Source organism: Nocardia sp. NPDC024068, assembly GCF_040638875.1.
In the GTDB taxonomy this organism is placed as follows: domain Bacteria; phylum Actinomycetota; class Actinomycetes; order Mycobacteriales; family Mycobacteriaceae; genus Nocardia.
On the sequence record NZ_JBEZYU010000004.1, the window covers coordinates 78,652 to 96,508 of the forward strand.

The 17,857-nt window shown below is 68.7% G+C and carries 20 protein-coding genes; 8 read left to right on the forward strand and 12 right to left on the reverse strand.

Features of this window, described 5'->3' with window-relative positions; genetic code table 11:
* Nucleotides 1-20: 20 nt before the first annotated feature.
* From AB0F41_RS07550 to AB0F41_RS07560, 3 genes are read left to right on the forward strand one after another with little or no spacing between them, the layout of a single operon-like run.
* A complete protein-coding gene (locus AB0F41_RS07550; protein WP_357421946.1) occupies nt 21-1,220 on the forward strand; it encodes a beta-ketoacyl synthase N-terminal-like domain-containing protein in 1,200 nt (399 codons plus the stop codon).
* Between the two features lie 10 nt (nt 1,221-1,230).
* Nucleotides 1,231-1,968, forward strand: a complete 738-nt coding sequence (locus AB0F41_RS07555) for a TetR/AcrR family transcriptional regulator (protein ID WP_357421947.1) — start codon at nt 1,231-1,233, stop codon at nt 1,966-1,968.
* A gap of 46 nt (nt 1,969-2,014) precedes the next feature.
* A complete protein-coding gene (locus AB0F41_RS07560; protein WP_357421949.1) occupies nt 2,015-2,197 on the forward strand; it encodes a hypothetical protein in 183 nt (60 codons plus the stop codon).
* Here AB0F41_RS07560 and AB0F41_RS07565 read toward each other — a convergent pair.
* On the reverse strand, nt 2,190-3,779 hold the full coding sequence (locus tag AB0F41_RS07565) for an AMP-binding protein (protein ID WP_357421950.1): 1,590 nt from the start codon (nt 3,777-3,779) through the stop codon (nt 2,190-2,192). The two genes, AB0F41_RS07560 and AB0F41_RS07565, sit on opposite strands and share 8 nt — an antisense overlap.
* Before the next feature lie 258 nt (nt 3,780-4,037).
* Between AB0F41_RS07565 and AB0F41_RS07570 the strand changes: the two genes are divergently transcribed.
* Nucleotides 4,038-4,517 (forward strand): NUDIX domain-containing protein, encoded by a 480-nt coding sequence (locus AB0F41_RS07570; RefSeq protein ID WP_357421951.1) that lies wholly within the window; start codon nt 4,038-4,040, stop codon nt 4,515-4,517.
* A 7-nt stretch (nt 4,518-4,524) separates the two neighbouring features.
* On the opposite strand, the gene AB0F41_RS07575 is transcribed toward AB0F41_RS07570, so the two are convergent.
* The 8 genes from AB0F41_RS07575 to AB0F41_RS07610 all read right to left on the reverse strand — a co-directional run bounded on the left by AB0F41_RS07575 (nt 4,525) and on the right by AB0F41_RS07610 (nt 11,239).
* On the reverse strand, nt 4,525-5,058 hold the full coding sequence (locus AB0F41_RS07575) for a hypothetical protein (protein WP_357421953.1): 534 nt from the start codon (nt 5,056-5,058) through the stop codon (nt 4,525-4,527).
* Between the two features lie 25 nt (nt 5,059-5,083).
* Nucleotides 5,084-5,527 (reverse strand): hypothetical protein, encoded by a 444-nt coding sequence (locus AB0F41_RS07580; protein ID WP_357421955.1) that lies wholly within the window; start codon nt 5,525-5,527, stop codon nt 5,084-5,086.
* Nucleotides 5,528-5,705: 178 nt separating this feature from the next.
* Complete coding sequence (locus AB0F41_RS07585) at nt 5,706-6,554, reverse strand: alpha/beta hydrolase (protein WP_357421957.1); 849 nt, start codon at nt 6,552-6,554, stop codon at nt 5,706-5,708.
* The gene (locus tag AB0F41_RS07590; RefSeq protein WP_357421958.1) at nt 6,554-7,345 is read right to left on the reverse strand and encodes an alpha/beta hydrolase; all 792 of its coding nucleotides are present in this window, start codon (nt 7,343-7,345) and stop codon (nt 6,554-6,556) included. Before AB0F41_RS07590 ends, AB0F41_RS07585 begins: the two co-directional genes overlap by 1 nt.
* A gap of 9 nt (nt 7,346-7,354) precedes the next feature.
* On the reverse strand, nt 7,355-8,326 hold the full coding sequence (locus tag AB0F41_RS07595) for an alpha/beta hydrolase (protein ID WP_357421960.1): 972 nt from the start codon (nt 8,324-8,326) through the stop codon (nt 7,355-7,357).
* A gap of 128 nt (nt 8,327-8,454) precedes the next feature.
* Nucleotides 8,455-9,486 (reverse strand): GlxA family transcriptional regulator, encoded by a 1,032-nt coding sequence (locus AB0F41_RS07600; RefSeq protein WP_357421961.1) that lies wholly within the window; start codon nt 9,484-9,486, stop codon nt 8,455-8,457.
* Nucleotides 9,483-10,445, reverse strand: coding sequence for an AraC family transcriptional regulator (locus tag AB0F41_RS07605; RefSeq protein ID WP_357421963.1), 963 nt, complete (start codon nt 10,443-10,445; stop codon nt 9,483-9,485). Before AB0F41_RS07605 ends, AB0F41_RS07600 begins: the two co-directional genes overlap by 4 nt.
* A 131-nt stretch (nt 10,446-10,576) precedes the next feature.
* Complete coding sequence (locus AB0F41_RS07610) at nt 10,577-11,239, reverse strand: GAD-like domain-containing protein (protein ID WP_357421965.1); 663 nt, start codon at nt 11,237-11,239, stop codon at nt 10,577-10,579.
* 134 nt (nt 11,240-11,373) lie between these two features.
* On the opposite strand from AB0F41_RS07610, the gene AB0F41_RS07615 reads away from it, so the two are divergent.
* Together AB0F41_RS07615 and AB0F41_RS07620 are read left to right on the forward strand one after the other, a co-directional pair.
* Nucleotides 11,374-11,847 carry an Rrf2 family transcriptional regulator gene (locus AB0F41_RS07615; RefSeq protein WP_357421966.1) on the forward strand — a complete coding sequence of 158 codons (474 nt, stop codon included), beginning with the start codon at nt 11,374-11,376 and terminating at the stop codon, nt 11,845-11,847.
* A gap of 78 nt (nt 11,848-11,925) precedes the next feature.
* A complete protein-coding gene (locus AB0F41_RS07620) occupies nt 11,926-13,143 on the forward strand; it encodes an FAD-dependent oxidoreductase (protein WP_357421967.1) in 1,218 nt (405 codons plus the stop codon).
* Nucleotides 13,144-13,222: 79 nt separating this feature from the next.
* On the opposite strand, the gene AB0F41_RS07625 is transcribed toward AB0F41_RS07620, so the two are convergent.
* Nucleotides 13,223-14,053: an SDR family NAD(P)-dependent oxidoreductase gene (locus AB0F41_RS07625; RefSeq protein WP_357421968.1), complete on the reverse strand. Its 831-nt coding sequence runs from the start codon at nt 14,051-14,053 to the stop codon at nt 13,223-13,225.
* Nucleotides 14,054-14,186: 133 nt separating this feature from the next.
* Here AB0F41_RS07625 and AB0F41_RS07630 point away from each other — a divergent pair, with 133 nt between their 5' ends.
* Nucleotides 14,187-14,831, forward strand: a complete 645-nt coding sequence (locus AB0F41_RS07630) for a TetR/AcrR family transcriptional regulator (RefSeq protein WP_357421969.1) — start codon at nt 14,187-14,189, stop codon at nt 14,829-14,831.
* Nucleotides 14,832-14,868: 37 nt separating this feature from the next.
* Here the strand turns inward: AB0F41_RS07630 and AB0F41_RS07635 are convergent, their stop codons facing one another.
* Both AB0F41_RS07635 and AB0F41_RS07640 read right to left on the reverse strand, forming a co-directional pair.
* Entirely contained in the window at nt 14,869-16,068 is a 1,200-nt protein-coding gene (locus AB0F41_RS07635) for an MFS transporter (RefSeq protein ID WP_357421970.1), read from the reverse strand.
* Nucleotides 16,065-16,691, reverse strand: a complete 627-nt coding sequence (locus AB0F41_RS07640) for a GntR family transcriptional regulator (protein ID WP_357422056.1) — start codon at nt 16,689-16,691, stop codon at nt 16,065-16,067. Before AB0F41_RS07640 ends, AB0F41_RS07635 begins: the two co-directional genes overlap by 4 nt.
* Nucleotides 16,692-16,893: 202 nt before the next feature.
* On the opposite strand from AB0F41_RS07640, the gene AB0F41_RS07645 reads away from it, so the two are divergent.
* Entirely contained in the window at nt 16,894-17,688 is a 795-nt protein-coding gene (locus tag AB0F41_RS07645) for a thioesterase family protein (protein WP_357421971.1), read from the forward strand.
* Nucleotides 17,689-17,857: the final 169 nt, after the last annotated feature.

A 17,857-nucleotide genomic window follows, 5' to 3' on the forward strand; every position in this document is an offset into this window, starting at 1 on the left:
ACCGGACGAGGAGAAAACTTATGACCGAGCGGGTGTATGTCGCCGGTGTCGGCATGACGAAGTTCGAGAAGATCCAGTCGCGGGACTGGACCTACCCGGAGATGGTCGCCGAGGCGGTGGGCCAGGCGCTCACCGATGCCGGCGTGGGCTACGACCAGGTCCAGCGCGCCGCCGTCGGATACGTTTTCCAGCCGTCCACCGCGGGTCAGCGGGCGCTCTACGATATCGGCCTCACCGGTATCCCGATGGTGAACGTGAACAACAACTGCGCCACCGGTTCGACGGCGCTGGTCCTCGCCCGCGAATGGGTGCAGGCCGGGCTGGCCGATATCGTGCTGGCCGTCGGGTTCGAGCAGATGACCAAACAGGCGATGTCCGGTGACGGCACCGTCCCGAAGGTGACCACCGTCGACTGGCATATGGATGCTCTGAAAGCCGCCGCCGGTTTCAGCGCCGCCCCGATGACCGCCCAGTTCTTCAGCGCCGCGGCCAACGAACATATGAAGAAGTACGGGACCACCCGGGAACAGCTGGCACAGGTCGCGGTGAAGAACCACGAACACTCCACCCGCAACCCGAAAGCCCAGTTCCAGAACGCCTACACCCTCGAGCAGGTGCTGGAGGACAAACTGGTCTCCGATCCGCTGACCCGCTCGCAGTGCTCCCCCATGTCCGACGGCGCGGGCGCCGCGATACTGGTGAGCGAACGATATGTCCGGGAACACGGTCTCGACCGCGCGGTGCCGATCCTCGCGCAGGAACTGGTCACCGATACCGGCGCCTCGTTCGAATCGGGGTCGATGATCGACGTGGTGGGGGCGCCGATGGCCCGGATCGCCGGCCGGAAGGTGCTGGAGACGGCCGGGGTCGGGATCGACGATATCGACGTGCTCGAACTGCACGACTGCTTCTCGATCAACGAACTGCTCACCTACGAGGCGCTCGGCCTCTGCGGCGAGGGTGAATCCGGCGGTCTGGTCGAATCGGGGGCCACCACCTACGGCGGCCGCTGGGTGGTCAACCCGTCGGGTGGCCTGATCTCCAAGGGGCATCCGCTCGGCGCGACCGGGCTCGCGCAGTGCACGGAACTGGTCACCCAGGTGCGCGGTGCGGCGGGTGACCGTCAGGTGGACGGCGCCCGGCTCGGGCTGGCCCACAATCTCGGGCTCGGCGGGGCCTGCGTGGTGACCCTGTACGGCGCTCCGGGCGCGGTCTCCTAGAGTTCCGGTCATGACGAGAAGCCGGGTGCGGACCGGGCGAGTGACGCACTCGCCCGCCGCATCCCCGCGCCGGGGTCCGGCCGAAGCCGGCGGCGAGGCAGGCCCGGACCCCGGCCACGGGCACTCGTCGGAGGCCGATCTCCCCACCGATCAGCGCCTGATCCTGGCCGCCGAACGGCTGTTCGCCGAACGCGGGATCGATGCCGTCTCACTGCGTTCGGTGATGGCGGAGGCCGGCGCGAACGTCGCGTCGGTCCACTATCACTTCGGTTCCAAGGATGCCCTGGTCGAAGCGCTGATCAGCCGTCGCAGCGAACAACTGCACACCCGCCGCGCCGAACTGCTGGACGCCGTCGAGTCCGCCGGCGCTCCCGACGCCCGCGCGCTGGCCGACGCCTTCGTCCGCCCGGTCGGCGAACTCGCCGCCGCGGGCGGCACCCCGTGGATCCGCCTGGTCGCGGGCATCATGAGCGGTAACCATCCCGCGCTGGCCCGGCTCACCGAAGGATTCGCCCCGCAGGCCCTGCGTTTCAAAACCCTGCTGGAACAAACCGCGCCCGGCGCGAGTTCCCGCACGATCCGCTTCCGCCTCACCCAGGCGATGAACCTGACCTTCCAGACCCTCGGCGACCCGGACGGTCTACGAGGCATGCTGGCGCTCAGCGGAACCCGGCTCTCCCCCGACGAGCTGCTCACCGAGCTGATCGATACGGTCACCGCGATCCTCACCGGTCCCCCGGACCGCTGACCGCTCCTTTCGGTGACGGCGTCACCGACCGCGGCACGGTTACCTCGTGACCGCAATCCGGCGGGTGACCGCACTCTTCATCGCCATCCGTGAACGCGGGTTCGTCCTGCGCCGAATCCGCCGGTCACCCACGACCTTCCTGCGACGGCGGACCTCCGGTCGCCGACCTGAGGTGATGGCCGGCCGGGAGCCGTGGCATCCCGACCGGCCGAGCGTCCGGCTCAGTTGACCTGACGGCCCTCGCCCCAGTACTGGGCGCGCAGGGCCTTCTTGTCCGGCTTCCCGAGCGGGCTCACCGGGATACTGTCGGCGAAATCGACCGTCTTCGGCGTGTACACCGCACCCTTGCGGTCCTTGACCAGCGCCTGCAGTTCCTCGACCGCGACGGTCTGCCCATCACGCAGCACGACCACCGCCTTCACCGCTTCGCCCCACTTGTCGTCCGGCACGCCGATCACCGCCGCCGCGCTCACCGCCGGATGCGCCGAGAGCACATCCTCGACCTCACGCGGGAACACATTGAACCCACCGGAGACGATCATGTCCTTCTTGCGGTCGACGATGTAGAGGAAGCCCTCCTCGTCCCGGCGCGCGATATCGCCGGTGTGCAGCCAGCCGAATTCGGTGGCCTCGGCGGTCTGTTCGGGTTTGTTCAGATACCCGTTCATCACCAGCGGCCCGCGTACGCACACCTCGCCGGGCTCGCCCTGGGGTACCTCGTTGCCCTTCTCGTCGAGCAGTGCGACGTTCAGCCACGGCACCGGGCGGCCGCAACTGGCCAGCCGCTCCGGCTTGTCCAGGTCGTGATCGCCGCGGCGCAGCACCGCGATGGTCATCGGGCTCTCGGCCTGGCCGTAGAACTGGAAGAAGATCGGCCCGAACTTCCGGATCGCCTCGGCCAGCCGGGTGGGCGAGATGGCGGAGGCGCCGTAGAAGACGGTCTTCAGGCTCGACAGATCGTATTTGTCGAGATCGGGGCTGTCGAGCAGAGCGTAGAGCATGGTGGGGACCAGCATGGTCGCGGTGATCTTGTACTTCTCGATCGCCTCGAGCACCTTGGCCGGGTGGAAGTACGGCAGCACGACGATGGAACCGCCCTGCTGCGCGGTGGGGTTCCAGAAGGCGGCACCGGCATGGCTGAGCGGGGTGCACACCAGGAACCGGACCTCGTCCGGCCATTCCCATTCGGTCATCTGGATGCGCAGCATGGTGGTGCTGCCCCGGAAGCTCATCTCCACGCCCTTGGGCTTACCGGTGGTGCCGCCGGTATAGGCGAGGCTCATGGTCTCGTTGGGGTCCACCCGCGGTCCCCGCAGCGGCGCGGGGGTGAAACCAGTCGCCAGTTCGATGAGATCGGTGCCCGCCTCGGACGGGCCGAACGAGAACAAGTTCCGCAGACCCGGGACCTTGTCCCGCAACTGCGCGGCGCGCTCGTCGAAACCGGCCGGATCGTAGATCAGGGTTTCGACCCCGGCGTCTTCCAGAACGTAGGCGTGATCGTCGAGCGAGCCCATCGGATGCAGCGCCATGGCCCGGGAACCGTTCACGTTGTTGGCGCCCTGGGCGAAGATGACCTCCGGCCGGTTGGCCGAGAGTACCGCCACCGGCGACCCGATACCCAGCCCGGCAGAGGCCAGCGCCTGCGCGAACCGGCTGATCTGATCGCGCACGTCGCGGTAGGTCAGCGTCGCATCATCGATATGGACCGCGGTGCGGTCGGCGTAACGCTCGAGGGCCTTGCCCAGCAGATCCACGGCCAGCGGCTCGCGGTGCAGGAGGGCGGCGTCGTCGACGTGCGGTTCAGTGTTCATTCGTCTGCCTTTCGGGCCGGCCCGTAGGGAGGCCCAGCGATATCGACCGGTGCTCCGGCGGGGCCGCCGAGCCCCGGGGGCCGTCGTCGGTCATCGCGGCGGGCGAACCGCCCACCGGGGCTCGCAAACCGCAAAAACTATAACACGTTCTACTTTGATCGCGGAGCGGATCCCGCAGACCCGGCCGCTCCGGCGACGACGCATTGCGCGCCACCGCCCTCGACTGGAGTCACCCGCGGCGTTCCTATAGTCGATGCCATGCCGACCCCCGACTTCATCAGCCGCGTCCGGGCCGATATCGGTCATGATCTGCTCTGGCTCCCCGGTGTCAGCGCCGTGGTTTTCGACGGCACGGGCCGGGTGCTGTTGCAGCAACGTGTGGATGATCGCAGGTGGGCGCTGATCTCCGGGATCCCGGAACCGGGCGAACAGCCGGCGGCCGCGGTTGTCCGGGAGGTGTTCGAGGAAACCGCCGTCCGGTGTGTGGTCGAGCATCTGGTCGCGGTGCAGTCCGAAGCGGCGGTGACCTACGCCAACGGGGATATCTGTCAGTTCATGAATATCTGTTTCCGGGCCCGCGCGGTGGACGGCGAGGCCCGCGTGAACGACGACGAGTCGCTGGAGGTCGGGTGGTTCGCGCCGGACACGCTGCCCGACGGCCTTCCCGAGTCGAACCGCTTCCGCATCGCACAGGCGCTGGCATCCGAACCGACGTGGTTCGAGCGCCCACCCGGGTGACCGCAGTTCAAGACGGATCGGGGACCATATTGTCCCAGCCGTCGTCCTCGCGCGGAGGGCGGATCGGCGACGGCTCGTAGGGCACGAAACCAGGGTTGGGCACCAGGCCCTTGCCCGGGTCGTCCCGGTCGACCAGAACGCCCTCGATCTTGTCCGCCGGGATGCCGTCGTGGACCACCACCAGTCCCTCAGCGGCGTTCGGCCGGGATTCCGCCGTCTTGTCCTGGGCGTTCACCGCATCGCGCACCACATAGACCTCGCCTTCCGGATCGGCCTGGACCCAGCGACTGCGCAGGGGGAACCGCGCAGCCGTCTCGGCATCCTTCGACAGACAGATCCAGTCGTCGGCACCCGGCCCGTCGATGGGCACCCAGGAGTGGGTCGAGTCGGTCATCGTGCTGCGGGGGCGGAATCCCTCGTCGTAGATGGCCTCGGTCGGGCGTTTGTCGCCGCGATAGAGCCTGTCCAGATAGGGTTCGCGACGCGCGGTCTCGGCAGGGAAATCCAGGGTGCCGTCCATATCGCGGGCCTGACTTTCCATATCGGCCTTCCACTTCCACAGAGACTCAGCGGCGGGCCGGCCGGTCACGCCCTGTTCGCGGAGATGATCGAGTTTCGCCGCCACCGCCCGCCCCCAACGCCCGGTTGATCGTCCGATCCGCGGCCTGCGGCGACGACCGGTCGATCCCCTCGGGCAGCTCGTTGCGCTGCACATACTCGTAGAAATCACGGAAGGCGATCCGGCCGCTGTCCATCCTCGACCGCAGCGTATCCGCGGCCGCACCCAGGCTTGCCTCCCGATCCGGGAAGAAACCGGCCCCTGCGGGCATCCCGCCGAGGAGATCGGCCCCATCGCCGTCCGCATGAGACAGCGAGTCGGTATGCCGCAGGTTCGTGCTTGTCGTCCTGACGTCGGCGGCGAGGCAGTCGCCGACCATCTTCCCCGAGTAGATCGCCCGGTGAGCGATATTCACGAGTAGCGAGGCGATCCCTGAGACCGAGATGCTCACACCCAACTCCTCGGCTGTTTCGTACCCATGGCCGGATGCGTGGGCCGACGGCACCAGTCTATGGGCGCCGGCATGCCGACGAGTTACCGAGCGCGAGAAGCGATTCGACGAGGCCCGAGGTCGCCGACAACGCGGCCTGCCGAAGGGCCCCGGGCAGCTGGATTCCCGGGGCCCGCGGTCAGGCGAACCGCGTGACGAACTTCAGACAGACCTCCGCCACGTCCCGCCATCCACTGTCGATGGTCAGAGCATGCCCGCGTTCCGGGATCTCGACGAATTCGGTGATATCCGGATTCTCCAACTGCCTGCGATAGGCGGCTTCCGAGATGGCCCGCGGAACCGTATTGTCCTTCTCGCCGGAGACGATCAGCAACGGACCGCGATCCGGATTGCCGGTGTCCACGGCGGCCTCCGACCAAGGATTGAGATTCGCCGCCGCGGCCTGGAAAAGCGGTGCCCCGGGCGCCGCCACCGCGAACGTATCGAACAGCTGCCGGGCCTCCTCCTCGCTCACCGCGTTGGCGAAACTGTACCGGAACTGCTCGTAGGTCAGCGGAACCGCGCGATGGCGATTGGCCGGACGGGTGAGCACCGGCGCCGCCGCGCGCAGCGAACTGATCGGCAAAGGCAATACACCGCGGAACGGCGCCGCGTCGATGGCCACCGACGCCACCGACAGACCGCGGCCGGCGATGATCTGGGCGAGCAGACCGCCGAAGGAATGGCCGATAACAGCGGGTTTGCGGTCCAGCCGGGAAATGACCTCCGCAATATGGTCCGCGACCTGTCCGACGGTCTTGTCGGCGAACACTTCCGGATGTTCGCGGGCCTGTGCCACGGTATCCGGATCATCGGGCCATCCGGCGGTGATCGGGGCATAGCCCGCCCCGGCGAACAGATCCGCCCAGCGATCCCAGCTCGAGGCCAGTAGCCACAGGCCGTGGACGAAGACGACCGGCGTACGGCCACCGGCGTTCGCCTGCGCGATCTGCTCGAGAGTGTGCGGATCAATGGTGGTTTCGGTCATCAGGAGTCCTCTCCGCGCGCGGCGTGTTCGATAACGACCGCCACTTCTCTGGGCCGGGAGACCAGAACGGCATGCGAGCCGGTGATCTCTGCGGTGACCGCACCCATGCGCCTCGCCATGAAATGCTGCGAGGCGGGCGGGATGACCCGGTCGTCGGCGGCGACGAGATACCAGCTCGGCGTCCCGGACCACGACGCGGGCCCGGACGGCTCCAGATTCGCCGTCAATGCCAGCGACCGCTGATGCGCGAGCATCGATGTGACGGTCGCGGGGTCGACGTCCTGCGCGAAGACCTCGGCGAAATGGGCGGGGTCGACCGTGGCCTCCACGCCGCTGCCCGAGGCGTGCACGGACAGTGCGGGCGGCAGCAGGCGGCTGCCCGGGAACCGGATCGGATCCAGGGCGAGCTGGGTGGGTTCGCCCTGCTGGGGGGCGAACGCGGCGACGTAGACGAGCGCCTCGACATCCGGGTCCTCGACATTGGTGATCACGGTCCCGCCGTACGAGTGCCCCACCAGGACGATCGGGCCCTCGATACCGTCGAGAGCGGCTTCGACCGCCGTGGCGTCATAGGCCGGGCCGCGTAACGGGTTGTCCGGGAGGACCACCCGATATCCGGCGTCGCGGAGCACCGCGGCGACACCGTCCCAGCTCGTCGTGTCCGCGAACGCCCCGTGGACGAGAACTACGGTCGGCCGGTCGGCCGCGTGCGCGGGTGCGCCGGACAGCACCACCCCGGCCGCCACGGCGAGCACCCCCAGCGCCGCCGACAATGATTTCGATATCCGCACCACGGACTCCTATCTCTGCCGGCCGTGCAGCGCATCGGCGAGGAACGCGACGGCCTGCGCCACCGCGGCACGCGCCGCCCGGGTGTCGTGCAGGGTGTTGAGCATGACGAAGTCGTGCACGATCCCGCCATAGCGGACCGCGGTCACCGGAACCCCGGCCGCACGCAGTTTCGCGGCGAAGGCTTCACCCTCGTCGCGCAGGACATCCGCTTCCGCGGTGATCACCAGTGCGGGGGGCAGCCCGGTGAGCTGCTCGGCGGTGGCGCGCAGCGGGGAAACCGTGATCTGCGCCCGTTCCACGGGGTCGATGGTGTACTGATCCCAGAACCACCGCATACCTTCGCGGGTGAGGAAGTAACCCTCGGCGAATTCGTCATAGGACCCGGTGTCGAAGGCGGCGTCGGTGACCGGATAGAACAACACCTGCGCGGCGAAGGACAGATCCCCGCGTTCGGCGGCCATCAGGGTCACAGCGATGGCCATATTCCCACCCACCGAATCTCCGGCGACCGCCAGGCGGGTGGGGTCGAGGCCCTTGTCGGCACCGCTCTCGACAACCCATCGAGCGACCCGGTAGGACTGTTCGTTCGCAACCGGATACCGCGCCTCCGGCGATCGATCGTATTCGGGGAAGACCACCGCGGCCCGTGCACCGACCGCGAGATCGCGCACCAGCCGATCGTGGGTGTGGGCGTCGCCGAACACCCAGCCCGCGCCATGGGTGTAGAGGATCACCGGCAGCGGCCCCTCGACGCCCGGCGGGGTGACGATGCGCGCCCGCACCGAACCGGTGGGACCGCCGGCGACGGTGATCCATTCCTCGCCGATCTCGGGCTTGTCGATCGGACTGTCCTGGACGGCGTCGACCGTCTTACGGCCTTCCTCCGGCGGCAGCTGATACAGGTAGGGCGGGTCGGCGGTCGCGTCGACGAACGCCTGCGCGGCGGGTTCGAGCGATAAACCGTGTGGATTTCCTGCCATGGGATCCCTTGTCTCGAGCAGATTCGCGAATCGATTCGCAAGGATCAGTGTTCGTGGCAGCGCGGCATCCCGCCCCACACGGACGGACAAGAATGCCGGATTTCCGGACATCGCCGGACCTGCGGAGATCAGACCTCGGCGCGCACTGTGGTGCGGAAACGCTGCTGATACTTCTTCGGTGAAACGCCCAGCCTGGCCACGAAGGCACGGCGCATGGCTTCGCCGCTGCCGTAACCGGCGAGGAGTGCCGCCTCGGTGACGGTATGCCCGGCGTCGAGCCTGTCGCGCGCGTAGGCGAATCTGACCTCGGAGACGTACTCTGCCGGTGAGCTGCCCAGTTCCTCCCGGAAAAGCCGCGTCAGATGCCGGGGGCTGACCCGCGCATGCGCCGCCAGGGTCTGCACCGTGTACGGATACGACGGATCGGTCCAGATCAGGTCCACCACGGACCGCACCAGCGGACTGCGCGGGGTGGGGCCGGCCAGCGCCGCGGAGAACTGGGTCTGCCCACCTGCCCGCTGCATGTACACCAGCAGCGATTGCGCGACCCGCCGCGCCACATCGGCGCCGTGGTCCTCCTCGACGAGCGCCAGTGCCAGATCCATGCCCGCCGCGACCCCGGCCGAGGTGTAGACCAGCCCGTCGCGTACGAAGATCGCGTCGGAGTCCACTCGGATCCGGGGGAATCGGCGCGCGAGTTCCCGGGTGAACTTCCAATGGGTGGTGGCCCGACGACCGTCCAGCAGACCGAGGTGGGCCAGTACATAGGCGCCGCTACAGATCGAGGTGAGCCGACGGGTGTGCCCGGCGAGGTGACGAGCCGCGGCGAGCAGGTCGGCGGTGACGAACTTGGCCGGGGACAGTTCGCTACCGGGAACCACCACGGTGTCGAAACGACCCGAATCGGTGACGGCACAGGTGACCCCGACTCGCACACCGATCGAGGTCTGGACCGGCCGCCCGTCGGGTGACAGCAGGACGACATCATAGGCGGACAGGGTTTGGTTGGCCTCGACGAAGACCTCGGCCGGGCCGGCGAAGTCGAGCATCTTCACACCGTCGAAGATCAGGATGCCGATCCGGCGGCGCCGCGGCCCGGCGGTCTCGCCCGGGCCGCGTCCGGAAAACACGTCGTCCGGGAATTCGGCGACAACCGTCATGAAACAACCCCCTCCCCGTCTCGTTCTGCGATACGCCACGCCCTCGGTGTCGTTCCGAATTCGGCCCGGAAGCGCCGGTTGAAGTGGCTGATGTTCGTGAACCCCGAACGGCGCGCTACCTCCGCGATCGGCGTATCGCCCGTGCCTGCCAGCAGCCGCATGGCACGGGCCAGACGCCGCTGAATGATCCATTCACCGATCCCCCGGTCGCGCCCTGCCTCCGCCCAGCGGTAGTACAACTGGCGCAGGGAAATATTGTGCGCGTCGGCTATCCGCGGCGGATCCAGGTGCGGATCGGGCAGATTGGCCTCGATGTAGAGAGTGACCCGCTCGATGAGACTTCCGTGCAGCGCCGCCTGCCCGCGACTGTCGCCCGCGGCGGTGGTCACCAGAGCGCGGATGAGCGCGGCCGTGGCCCTGCCGATTTCCGCGGCCGCAGTCTCCGGCAATTCGGTGGGAACAGCACAGAGTTGCGCGAAGTGCGCTCGAACCAGCGCATACACCGGACTACCGCGTAATCCTGGAGCCGCGGCCCGCAGCACTCCGGCGGGTAGATCCAGCACCTGCCGGTCGACGATCACGACCTTGTTCTCGGCCGAGGCCGATTGCCGGTACGTATACGGCCGCGCGGTGTCCAGCACACTCAATTGCCCCGGCAGGACGAGTCCGGTGTTGCCGGGTGTGGCCAGTACACCATCCCCCCGCACCGGCATGAACAGCGCGAACTGCTCAGGCGCACCTTGCGCGATATGCCGCGCGCTGCGCACGATGTGCAATCCGGTGCCGCTGTTGCGCACCACATGCACCCCGGGCCCGAGATCCACGACATGCATCCGGTGCCGGATAGGGCGCGATACGGCATACGTGACCGACTGTGGGCTCTCCCGGTCGTTGAAGACGGCGTTGATCGCCTCCAGGCGGTCTTCGGGCGCGATCGAATCGCTGTCGTGAACCAACACCGTCCAGCCACCTCCACCACCGGCCATCTGTACCGAAACAGTAGAGGTTCACACCACCATTGAGCACTGTGGTGACGGCCTTCGTGCACGCAGAGCAAAGTCACCGTCGGCCGAGGCCGCTGTCCTGTCGCTCACCTGCCGAGCAACAGGGCGGCCAGGTCGTCGGTATCCATGACCCGGCGCGGGGTGAGGTCGGCGAGCAACTCCAGATGCACCTCGGCATCGACGATCTCGGCGTGGTCGGGACTCAGCGCGCCGCCCAGCGCGCGAGCGGGGAAGAAGCCGTACATCGCATCGGGCCCGACCGGCCCGAGAGCGTCACGTAGCCGCACGAACAGCGGCTCCTCGTCGTCGCCCGTCAGATCGGCGGATTCCGGGCCCCCGGACATCAGTGCCGCGTAGATCTGGGAATCCCGTTCGAACGGCGAGGTCATCCGCTCCGAACGGTCCCGGTGGATCACCCAGCCGCTGTGCGGCGAGATCGACAGGCTCATACCCGTGCGCCGGCCCCACAGGTCGAGGGTTCCGAAGGCCGTGCGGGTGACCGCGATCCAGTCGTCGCCGAAGGGCAGATCGAGGTTGCGGGTCCACGCATCGACGGCGGGTTGCCAGGCGGCCGGGTCGCAGAGCCAGAAGAGACCGTCGCCGAAACCCGCGAAACCGTATTCACGCCAGTACTCCAGCAGCAGATCCGGTACGACGCCGCGGAAGGCGTCGAACCGGTCGGCCGGGACCGGTTCGACGCAGGTCGGTGGGCCCCAGACCTCGGCAAGTTCACGGATCTCGGCACTCATACTCGTCCCTCCCCGATTCCACGCCTCGAACCGTCCGGCTTGGCGGAACCGAATCTCCAGTTCGGCCCCCGAATCGCGGGCCGAACCCGCCAGCCTACTTGCCTCCACAAACCAGGATGTTTAATATCCCCATTATGAAAATGGGTGAGGGCGTCGAATGGAGCCTGCACTGCTGTGTCACGCTGACCTGGGCCGAACAGCTGTGGCCGGTTTCGATCGCGCGGCTGGCCACCTGGTTCGATCTGCCGGCCGAGTACCTGAAGAAGCGTCTCCAGACCCTCGTCCGGGCCGGGATCCTGACCTCCGCCCCGGGCGTGCGGGGTGGATTCGGACTGGCACGCCCACCGGAGCGGATCACCCTGCTCGAGGTGGTGACCGCCGTCGAAGGCGGCGTGGACCCGTTTCGCTGCACCGAGATCAGGCAGCGCGGGCGCAGCGGGGAGACCGCGGGCGCCGAATTCACCGCGCCCTGCGGTATCGCGGTCGCGATGCGCCGGGCGGAACTGGCCTGGCGGCGCGAACTCGCCGCACAGACCATCGCCGACCTCGCCGCCGCCGCGCCGGTCACCTCCGCCGAACGCACCCGGCGCGGTCTGATCGGCCCCTGACCCGCCCATACACCCGGCAACAGAATCCGATCCGGGCCGAGAAGTACCCGATTACGCGGATCCATCAAGGAGGAGAGCATGTCCGGAATCGTTGTGGTGGGCGGAGGTTTCGCCGGAGTGTGGGCGGCCGCCGGGGCCGTGCGGCTCGCCCGTGACGCCGGACGCGACCTACCGGTCACGCTGATCTCACCCGGTGCCGATCTGGTGATCCGGCCCCGCCTGTACCAGGCCGAACCCGACCGGATGCGGGTTCCGCTGGACCGGGTCCTGGACCCCGTCGGCGTGCGCCGGATCGCGGCCGCCGCCACGGCGATCGATACCGCCCGCCGCACGGTGACGGTGGCGGGGCCGGGCGGCGACCCCGAGGAAATCGACTGGGACAGGCTCGTTCTCGCCACCGGAAGTACGCTGGTCCGGCCCGGCCTGCCCGGCGCCGAACTGCTCCACGATGTGGACACTCTCCGATCGGCAGCCGCACTGGACTCGCACCTGAACCGGCTCCCGGATCTCCCGGCGGGCGCGGGACGATTCACCGTGGTGGTAGTCGGTGCCGGCTTCACCGGCCTCGAAACCGCCACGGAACTGGCGGATCGGCTCGGCGCACTCGCCGCGGCCAGGGCACCGGGCGAGCGGGTACGGGTGGTGCTGGTGGAGCGGTCCGATGCGGTCGGCCCGGAGCTGGGCCCCGGACCCCGGCAGCCGATCCTGGACGCCCTCGATGCCCTCGGGGTGGAGCAGCGCCTGGGCGTGAGCCTGTCCGCGGTGGACCCGGAAGGTGCCACGCTCTCCGATGGCACCTATCTCCCGGCCCGCACAGTGATCTGGACGGCCGGGGTGCAGGCCGGGCCGCTCACCGCCGCGGTCCCCGGCACCCACGACCGGCTGGGCCGGCTCGAGGTCGACGCGAACCTCCAGGTCGCCGGCGTACCGGGCGTCTACGCGGCCGGCGACACCGCCGCCGCCGAGGCCGAACCGGGTCACCGCGTGCTGCAGTGCTGCCAGCACGCCCTGCAACTGGGCAAATACGCCGGCCACAATGCGGCCGCCAATGCCCTGGGCCTACCCGCCGCGCCGTTCTCCGCGACCCCCTACGTCACCTGCCTCGATCTGGGCTCGGCGGGGGCGGTGTTCACCAACGGCTGGGAGCGCCGGGTGGTCGCCACCGGCGATACCGCCAAGGCCCGCAAGCGAAAGGTCAACGAACTCTTCATCTATCCACCCACCGACGATCCGGACGAACTGCTGCGCCAGGCCGACTACCGCTTCTCGGTCCGGCGGCTCGGCGAACCGGTCTGAGCGGCCACCACCTCGCGCGACGCCCGGCTCCGGCCGCCTCACGCTCATCGGATAACGGTGGTGGCGTGGTCTGCCGCCTTCATGTACCGCTGATGTTCGCCGCGCGCAGGAGGGTCGTGGTCAGATGCGCCAGCCGGTCGGCGGCTTCGTGATCGAATGGCTCACCGTGGACGTCGATGGGATTGTCTTGCATGAATGCGCTGAACGGCGCAGTCGGCGGGTGATCGAGATGGCGGAGGATTCGGGTGAGGGCGGCTTCCACCGGTTGACCACGCTCGCGCATGCCGGCGACCAGTTCGGCACTGGCGGCATCGTATTGCCCGGTGAATCCGGTCGCTGTCAGCCCGGGATGCAGGATGATGTATCGAATCCGGCTGTCGGGGTAGCGGCGTGTGAAGCCGACCGCGAGAAGATCACTCAACTTCCCGCACTGCCTCATGACCGCATCGGGGTCGTAGGCGTGAGCGAACTGTAAGTCGTCCCAACGTATCCCGGAAAGGTCGCCACCGGGACCGGCCAGGTCGAGGATCGCCGGTGCGTCGGCCGGTTCCATCCGATTCACCAGGCCGTGCCCGAACAGGTATCTGCTCAAGTAGAACAACGCGAAATTGGCTTCGAAGCCTTCGGACGTGACGAACCGGGCGGCGCGGTAATACCGCGCGCCGAGCACGAGCGCGTCGACGACCGGATAGGTCGCCGCGAGCTGCTCGATCACCCGCCGGTTCTCCGTCACCAGGCTCAGATCCGCCCGGATGAACTCTATACGCGCACCGGCACCGAACGCGCCGGCGGCATCCAGGACCGCCTGCCCCTTGGATGCGCTGGTGCCGATGATGACTACCCGGTCGCCGCGGCGCAGGTAGGTCAGCGCGAGCGCCTTTCCCATGCCATCGGTCCCGCCGGTGATCACAACCGTCTTCATATCCCTTACCTCCTGATCGAACTATTCAGTCTAGTAAACTAGACTGGTAAGTCTAGATCTTATGGTCTGATTCAGTAGACCGGCAAGTTCAACTATCTGGCCCAGGGATTACAATGAGCCGATGAGCGCGTCGCAACCTCCTTCGTCCCGGCAGGAGCCGCCGCGTGGCCGTATCGACAAACGGCAGGCCATCATGGCCGCGGCGTTCACCGTGTTCGCGCGCGTGGGATACGCCCAGGCCCGGGTGGATGACATCGCTGCCGAGGCCAAGGTCGCCAAGGCCACCGTCTACCATCACTTCGGCGACAAGGAGTGCTTGTTTCGCCAAGCAGTGCAGTCGCTTTCGGAGACCGCGCTCGCGGGCAACCTGGCCGCGATCGAACAGCTGGCGTCCCCCGGTGGCGATCCGGCTACCCGATTGACGCAGGTCGGGCTCCAGCTGGTCCACTGCTATTGCACCGAGGAATCGCGCGCGTTGCGACGCTTGGTCTGCGCAGAAGCCGCGCAGTTTCCGGATCTGGTCGACCTCGTGACCGAGGTTTCCCGCCGGGCTACCGCGGCCCTGGCCGACCGGCTCGCACGGTTATCGCTGGCCGGCGTACTCGACATCGACGATCCCGATATCGCGGCTGCCCAGTTCGCCGCGCTGCTCGCTGGTCCTGCCGACGGCCTGCTTCGACTCGGCACCAACCCGGTCCCCGACCCCGAACTCCACGCCCTCACCCACGCCGCAGTGGCGACCTTCCTCAAAGCATTCGGCCGGTGAACACCTGCCGGGCCATGCGCGAACCCGGCCCGTGCCGCTATCCGGTGCGGACGAGCTGCCGGTCGGCCGGCTCGGTAATCGGTAGGTAGGACCGGGAATGCCGGGCGATCACCGCGGTGCCGGTCAGCGCCACCACAACCAATCCACCGAGCAGCACGGGATATCCGGCCAGCGGCTCGAGCAGACTGAGCAGCGACGGCAGCAGGAAGCCCAGATAGGCCAGGGCGTAGTAGGCGCCGGTCAGCGCGGCGAGTTCCCCGGGATCGGCGAAACGCTGGAGTTCGAGCAGACCGGAGACCAGCGCGATACCGTAGCCGCACCCGAGGGAGAGCGCGGCGGCGAACGCGAGCACCGGCGAGCGCACGGCGGCGGCGAGAATACTCACGCCGAGCCCGGCGGGCACCAGCGACATCGAGACCACGACGGCCCGCGCGCTGGTGGTCCGGTCCAGCCGTTTGGCGAACGGCTGGACGAGCACACCGACGGCCAGGGTGGCGACGGTGATCGCGGTCGCGTAGAGCAACCCCCATTCGCCGACCCGATCGCCGACGAGCTGCGGCATGATCGCGTAGGCCACCCCGGCCGAGCCGAAGATCCACGGCGCCATCGGCAGGATCACCCGCCGGAACCGCGGATGGCGCAATCCCGAGAAGCCGTGACCGGCACGGAGACCGGCGCCGCCCGTCTCCGGGGCCCGCCACACCAGCGGCAGCACCGCGAGCGCCAGCGCTGCGTGGACGAGATAGGGCGACACCATCGGCGCCGGGCCCCACTGGGCGAGCAGACCCGCCACACCGGCCCCGAACACGAACCCGAGAGTCATCCACAGCGCGGCCCGCCGGGCACCGGTGGCCGCCGGCGCGCCCGCCCGGACGGAGAGTTCGGTGACCCAGGTGGTGCCCACCGCCATCGCCACCGCGACCCCGAACCCGGTGACCAACCGCCCCGCGGCGATCCAGCCGACCCCGGCCGCTCCGGTCGCGAGCAACAGGCTGGCCAGCATCGACGCGAGGACACCGGCCACGGCCACCGGCCGGCGGCCGAAACGGGCGGCCAGCGCACCCGAGGTCAGCAGACCGGGAACCAGGCCGAGGACATAGGCGCCGAGCAACGCGTTCACCACCAGCGGCGAGTAACCGGCGTCGCGGTACATCACCAGTAGCGGCGTGAACTGGTTACCGCCCCAGGCGCAGACGAAGATCGCGGCCACCGCCGCGTGCCAGGAACCGTTTCTCATCGCCGGTGCGTCCCGTCCAGATGCGCTCGGAGCGCGGTGGCGAACGTGGCCGCGTCACCCGATTCGATGATCTCGATCAGTTCGGCATGCTCGCGCAGGATGACGGGGATATGGCCGGGGGCCGGCCCCAGCGCCGCGACGTTCATGCGGCGCTGCCGGTCGGCGAGACCCGTATAGAAGCGGATCAGCAGGGCGTTGCCGCCGGCCTCCACCAGGGTGCGGTGGAACCGTTCGTCGGCCTCGGCGAAGGCGTGCAGATCGTCGCGTTCGGCCCGTTCGCGCTGCACCGCGAGCGCCGCGCGCAGCTCCGCGGCCGCGACGGAGACGCGGGCAGGGGTACGGAGCAGCCGGCGGACCGCGGCGGTTTCCACCGCTTCGCGGGCGTCCAGTACATCCTCGGCTTCCCCCGGCGGCACCGGCGCGACGATCGCACCGCGCTTCGGCACCAGGGTCAGCAGTTCCTCGGCCTGCAAGCGGACGAATGCCTCCCGTACCGGGGTCCGGCTCAGTCCCAGCCGGCCGGCGATCTCGGTCTCACTGAAGAGGTGACCGCCCGGCAATTCGCCGGAGAGAACGAGTTCCTTGGTGAGCCGATAGGCGCGGTCGGCCGCGCTCACACCCATGTCACCCAAGTCATCCGATGATTTCCGCACGCCGCCACTCTAGCCCATAGATACAAGCTTGTATGCAAGCATGTACGCCAGGTCACTCCGCATTTTCACCCGGACCGGCACGCCGCCCGCCGATCGCCGGTGAGACATCGGTACGGTCGTGTCACAGTCCCCATCAGACGGCGATCGCCGACCGGAAGAAACGGACACCGACGTGCACGAGGCCTTCTACCTCCCCGATCCGGCGGACCCGCGGCGGTTCGAATCCACCGAACTGACCCGCGGCCCGTGGTCACCCGACGCCCAGCACGCCGGTCCCCCGTCCGCCCTGCTCGGCCACGTGATCGAACGCTGCGAACCGCGGCCGGGTTTCCAGGTGGGCCGGGTCGCGGTGGAAATCCTGGGCCCGGTACCGCTGGCACCGCTCACCGCGGAGGCCCGCCTGGTCCGCCCCGGCCGCAGTGTCGAAATGATCGAGGCCACCCTCTCCACCGACCGCGGGCCGGTCATGCGCGCGAACGCGTGGCGCTTCAAACTGGCCGACCCGGAACTGGACCTACCCGAGCGCTTCCGGCCCACCGGTGCCCGCCCCGGACCGGACCGGGCGCCCGAGCCGGAAGCATTCCCCTCGACACAGCAGGTGGGCTTCCACACCGGAATCGAATACCGCTTCGTCTCGGGCACGTTCGCCGAACCCGGGCCGGCGGTCTGCTGGATCCGGCTCCGGTACCCGATCGTCGCCGGCACGACACCGAGCCCGCTGGAACGCACCCTCGCGGCAGCCGATTCCGGCAACGGCGTGAGTTCGGTCCTGGACTGGAATCAGTACCTGTTCATCAACACGGACCTGACGGTCACCCTGCACCGCCAGCCGGCCGGGGAATGGGTCTGCCTCGACGCGGTGACCCACCCCCAGCCGCACGGTATCGGCCTGGCCGAATCGGAACTCTTCGACGAGAAGGGCCCGCTGGGCCGCAGTACCCAGACCCTCTTCCTCGGCCCCCGCTGACCCGCCGCCCGCCGCCCGTCGGCAGCCGGCAGGCAGCAGGCGGCAGGCGGCAGGACCTGGTCGGTCAGAACTGGTCGCACGAACTGTAGCCGGAGGCCGAGCCCCGAGACCGCAGGCGGACCCGATTTTCGTGGTCCCCACCGTGACCGGATCGCCGGCCGTTCCGGTG

What these genes read in the sequence shown, in the direction of transcription:
- AB0F41_RS07550 (WP_357421946.1), top strand. Translation starts at nt 21, where the DNA reads ATGACCGAGCGGGTGTATGTCGCCGGTGTCGGCATGACGAAGTTCGAG.
- AB0F41_RS07555 (WP_357421947.1), top strand. Translation starts at nt 1,231, where the DNA reads ATGACGAGAAGCCGGGTGCGGACCGGGCGAGTGACGCACTCGCCCGCC.
- AB0F41_RS07565 (WP_357421950.1), bottom strand. Translation starts at nt 3,779, where the DNA reads ATGAACACTGAACCGCACGTCGACGACGCCGCCCTCCTGCACCGCGAG.
- AB0F41_RS07570 (WP_357421951.1), top strand. Translation starts at nt 4,038, where the DNA reads ATGCCGACCCCCGACTTCATCAGCCGCGTCCGGGCCGATATCGGTCAT.
- AB0F41_RS07575 (WP_357421953.1), bottom strand. Translation starts at nt 5,058, where the DNA reads ATGGAAAGTCAGGCCCGCGATATGGACGGCACCCTGGATTTCCCTGCC.
- AB0F41_RS07585 (WP_357421957.1), bottom strand. Translation starts at nt 6,554, where the DNA reads ATGACCGAAACCACCATTGATCCGCACACTCTCGAGCAGATCGCGCAG.
- AB0F41_RS07595 (WP_357421960.1), bottom strand. Translation starts at nt 8,326, where the DNA reads ATGGCAGGAAATCCACACGGTTTATCGCTCGAACCCGCCGCGCAGGCG.
- AB0F41_RS07600 (WP_357421961.1), bottom strand. Translation starts at nt 9,486, where the DNA reads ATGACGGTTGTCGCCGAATTCCCGGACGACGTGTTTTCCGGACGCGGC.
- AB0F41_RS07610 (WP_357421965.1), bottom strand. Translation starts at nt 11,239, where the DNA reads ATGAGTGCCGAGATCCGTGAACTTGCCGAGGTCTGGGGCCCACCGACC.
- AB0F41_RS07615 (WP_357421966.1), top strand. Translation starts at nt 11,374, where the DNA reads ATGAAAATGGGTGAGGGCGTCGAATGGAGCCTGCACTGCTGTGTCACG.
- AB0F41_RS07620 (WP_357421967.1), top strand. Translation starts at nt 11,926, where the DNA reads ATGTCCGGAATCGTTGTGGTGGGCGGAGGTTTCGCCGGAGTGTGGGCG.
- AB0F41_RS07630 (WP_357421969.1), top strand. Translation starts at nt 14,187, where the DNA reads ATGAGCGCGTCGCAACCTCCTTCGTCCCGGCAGGAGCCGCCGCGTGGC.
- AB0F41_RS07635 (WP_357421970.1), bottom strand. Translation starts at nt 16,068, where the DNA reads ATGAGAAACGGTTCCTGGCACGCGGCGGTGGCCGCGATCTTCGTCTGC.
- AB0F41_RS07640 (WP_357422056.1), bottom strand. Translation starts at nt 16,691, where the DNA reads ATGGGTGTGAGCGCGGCCGACCGCGCCTATCGGCTCACCAAGGAACTC.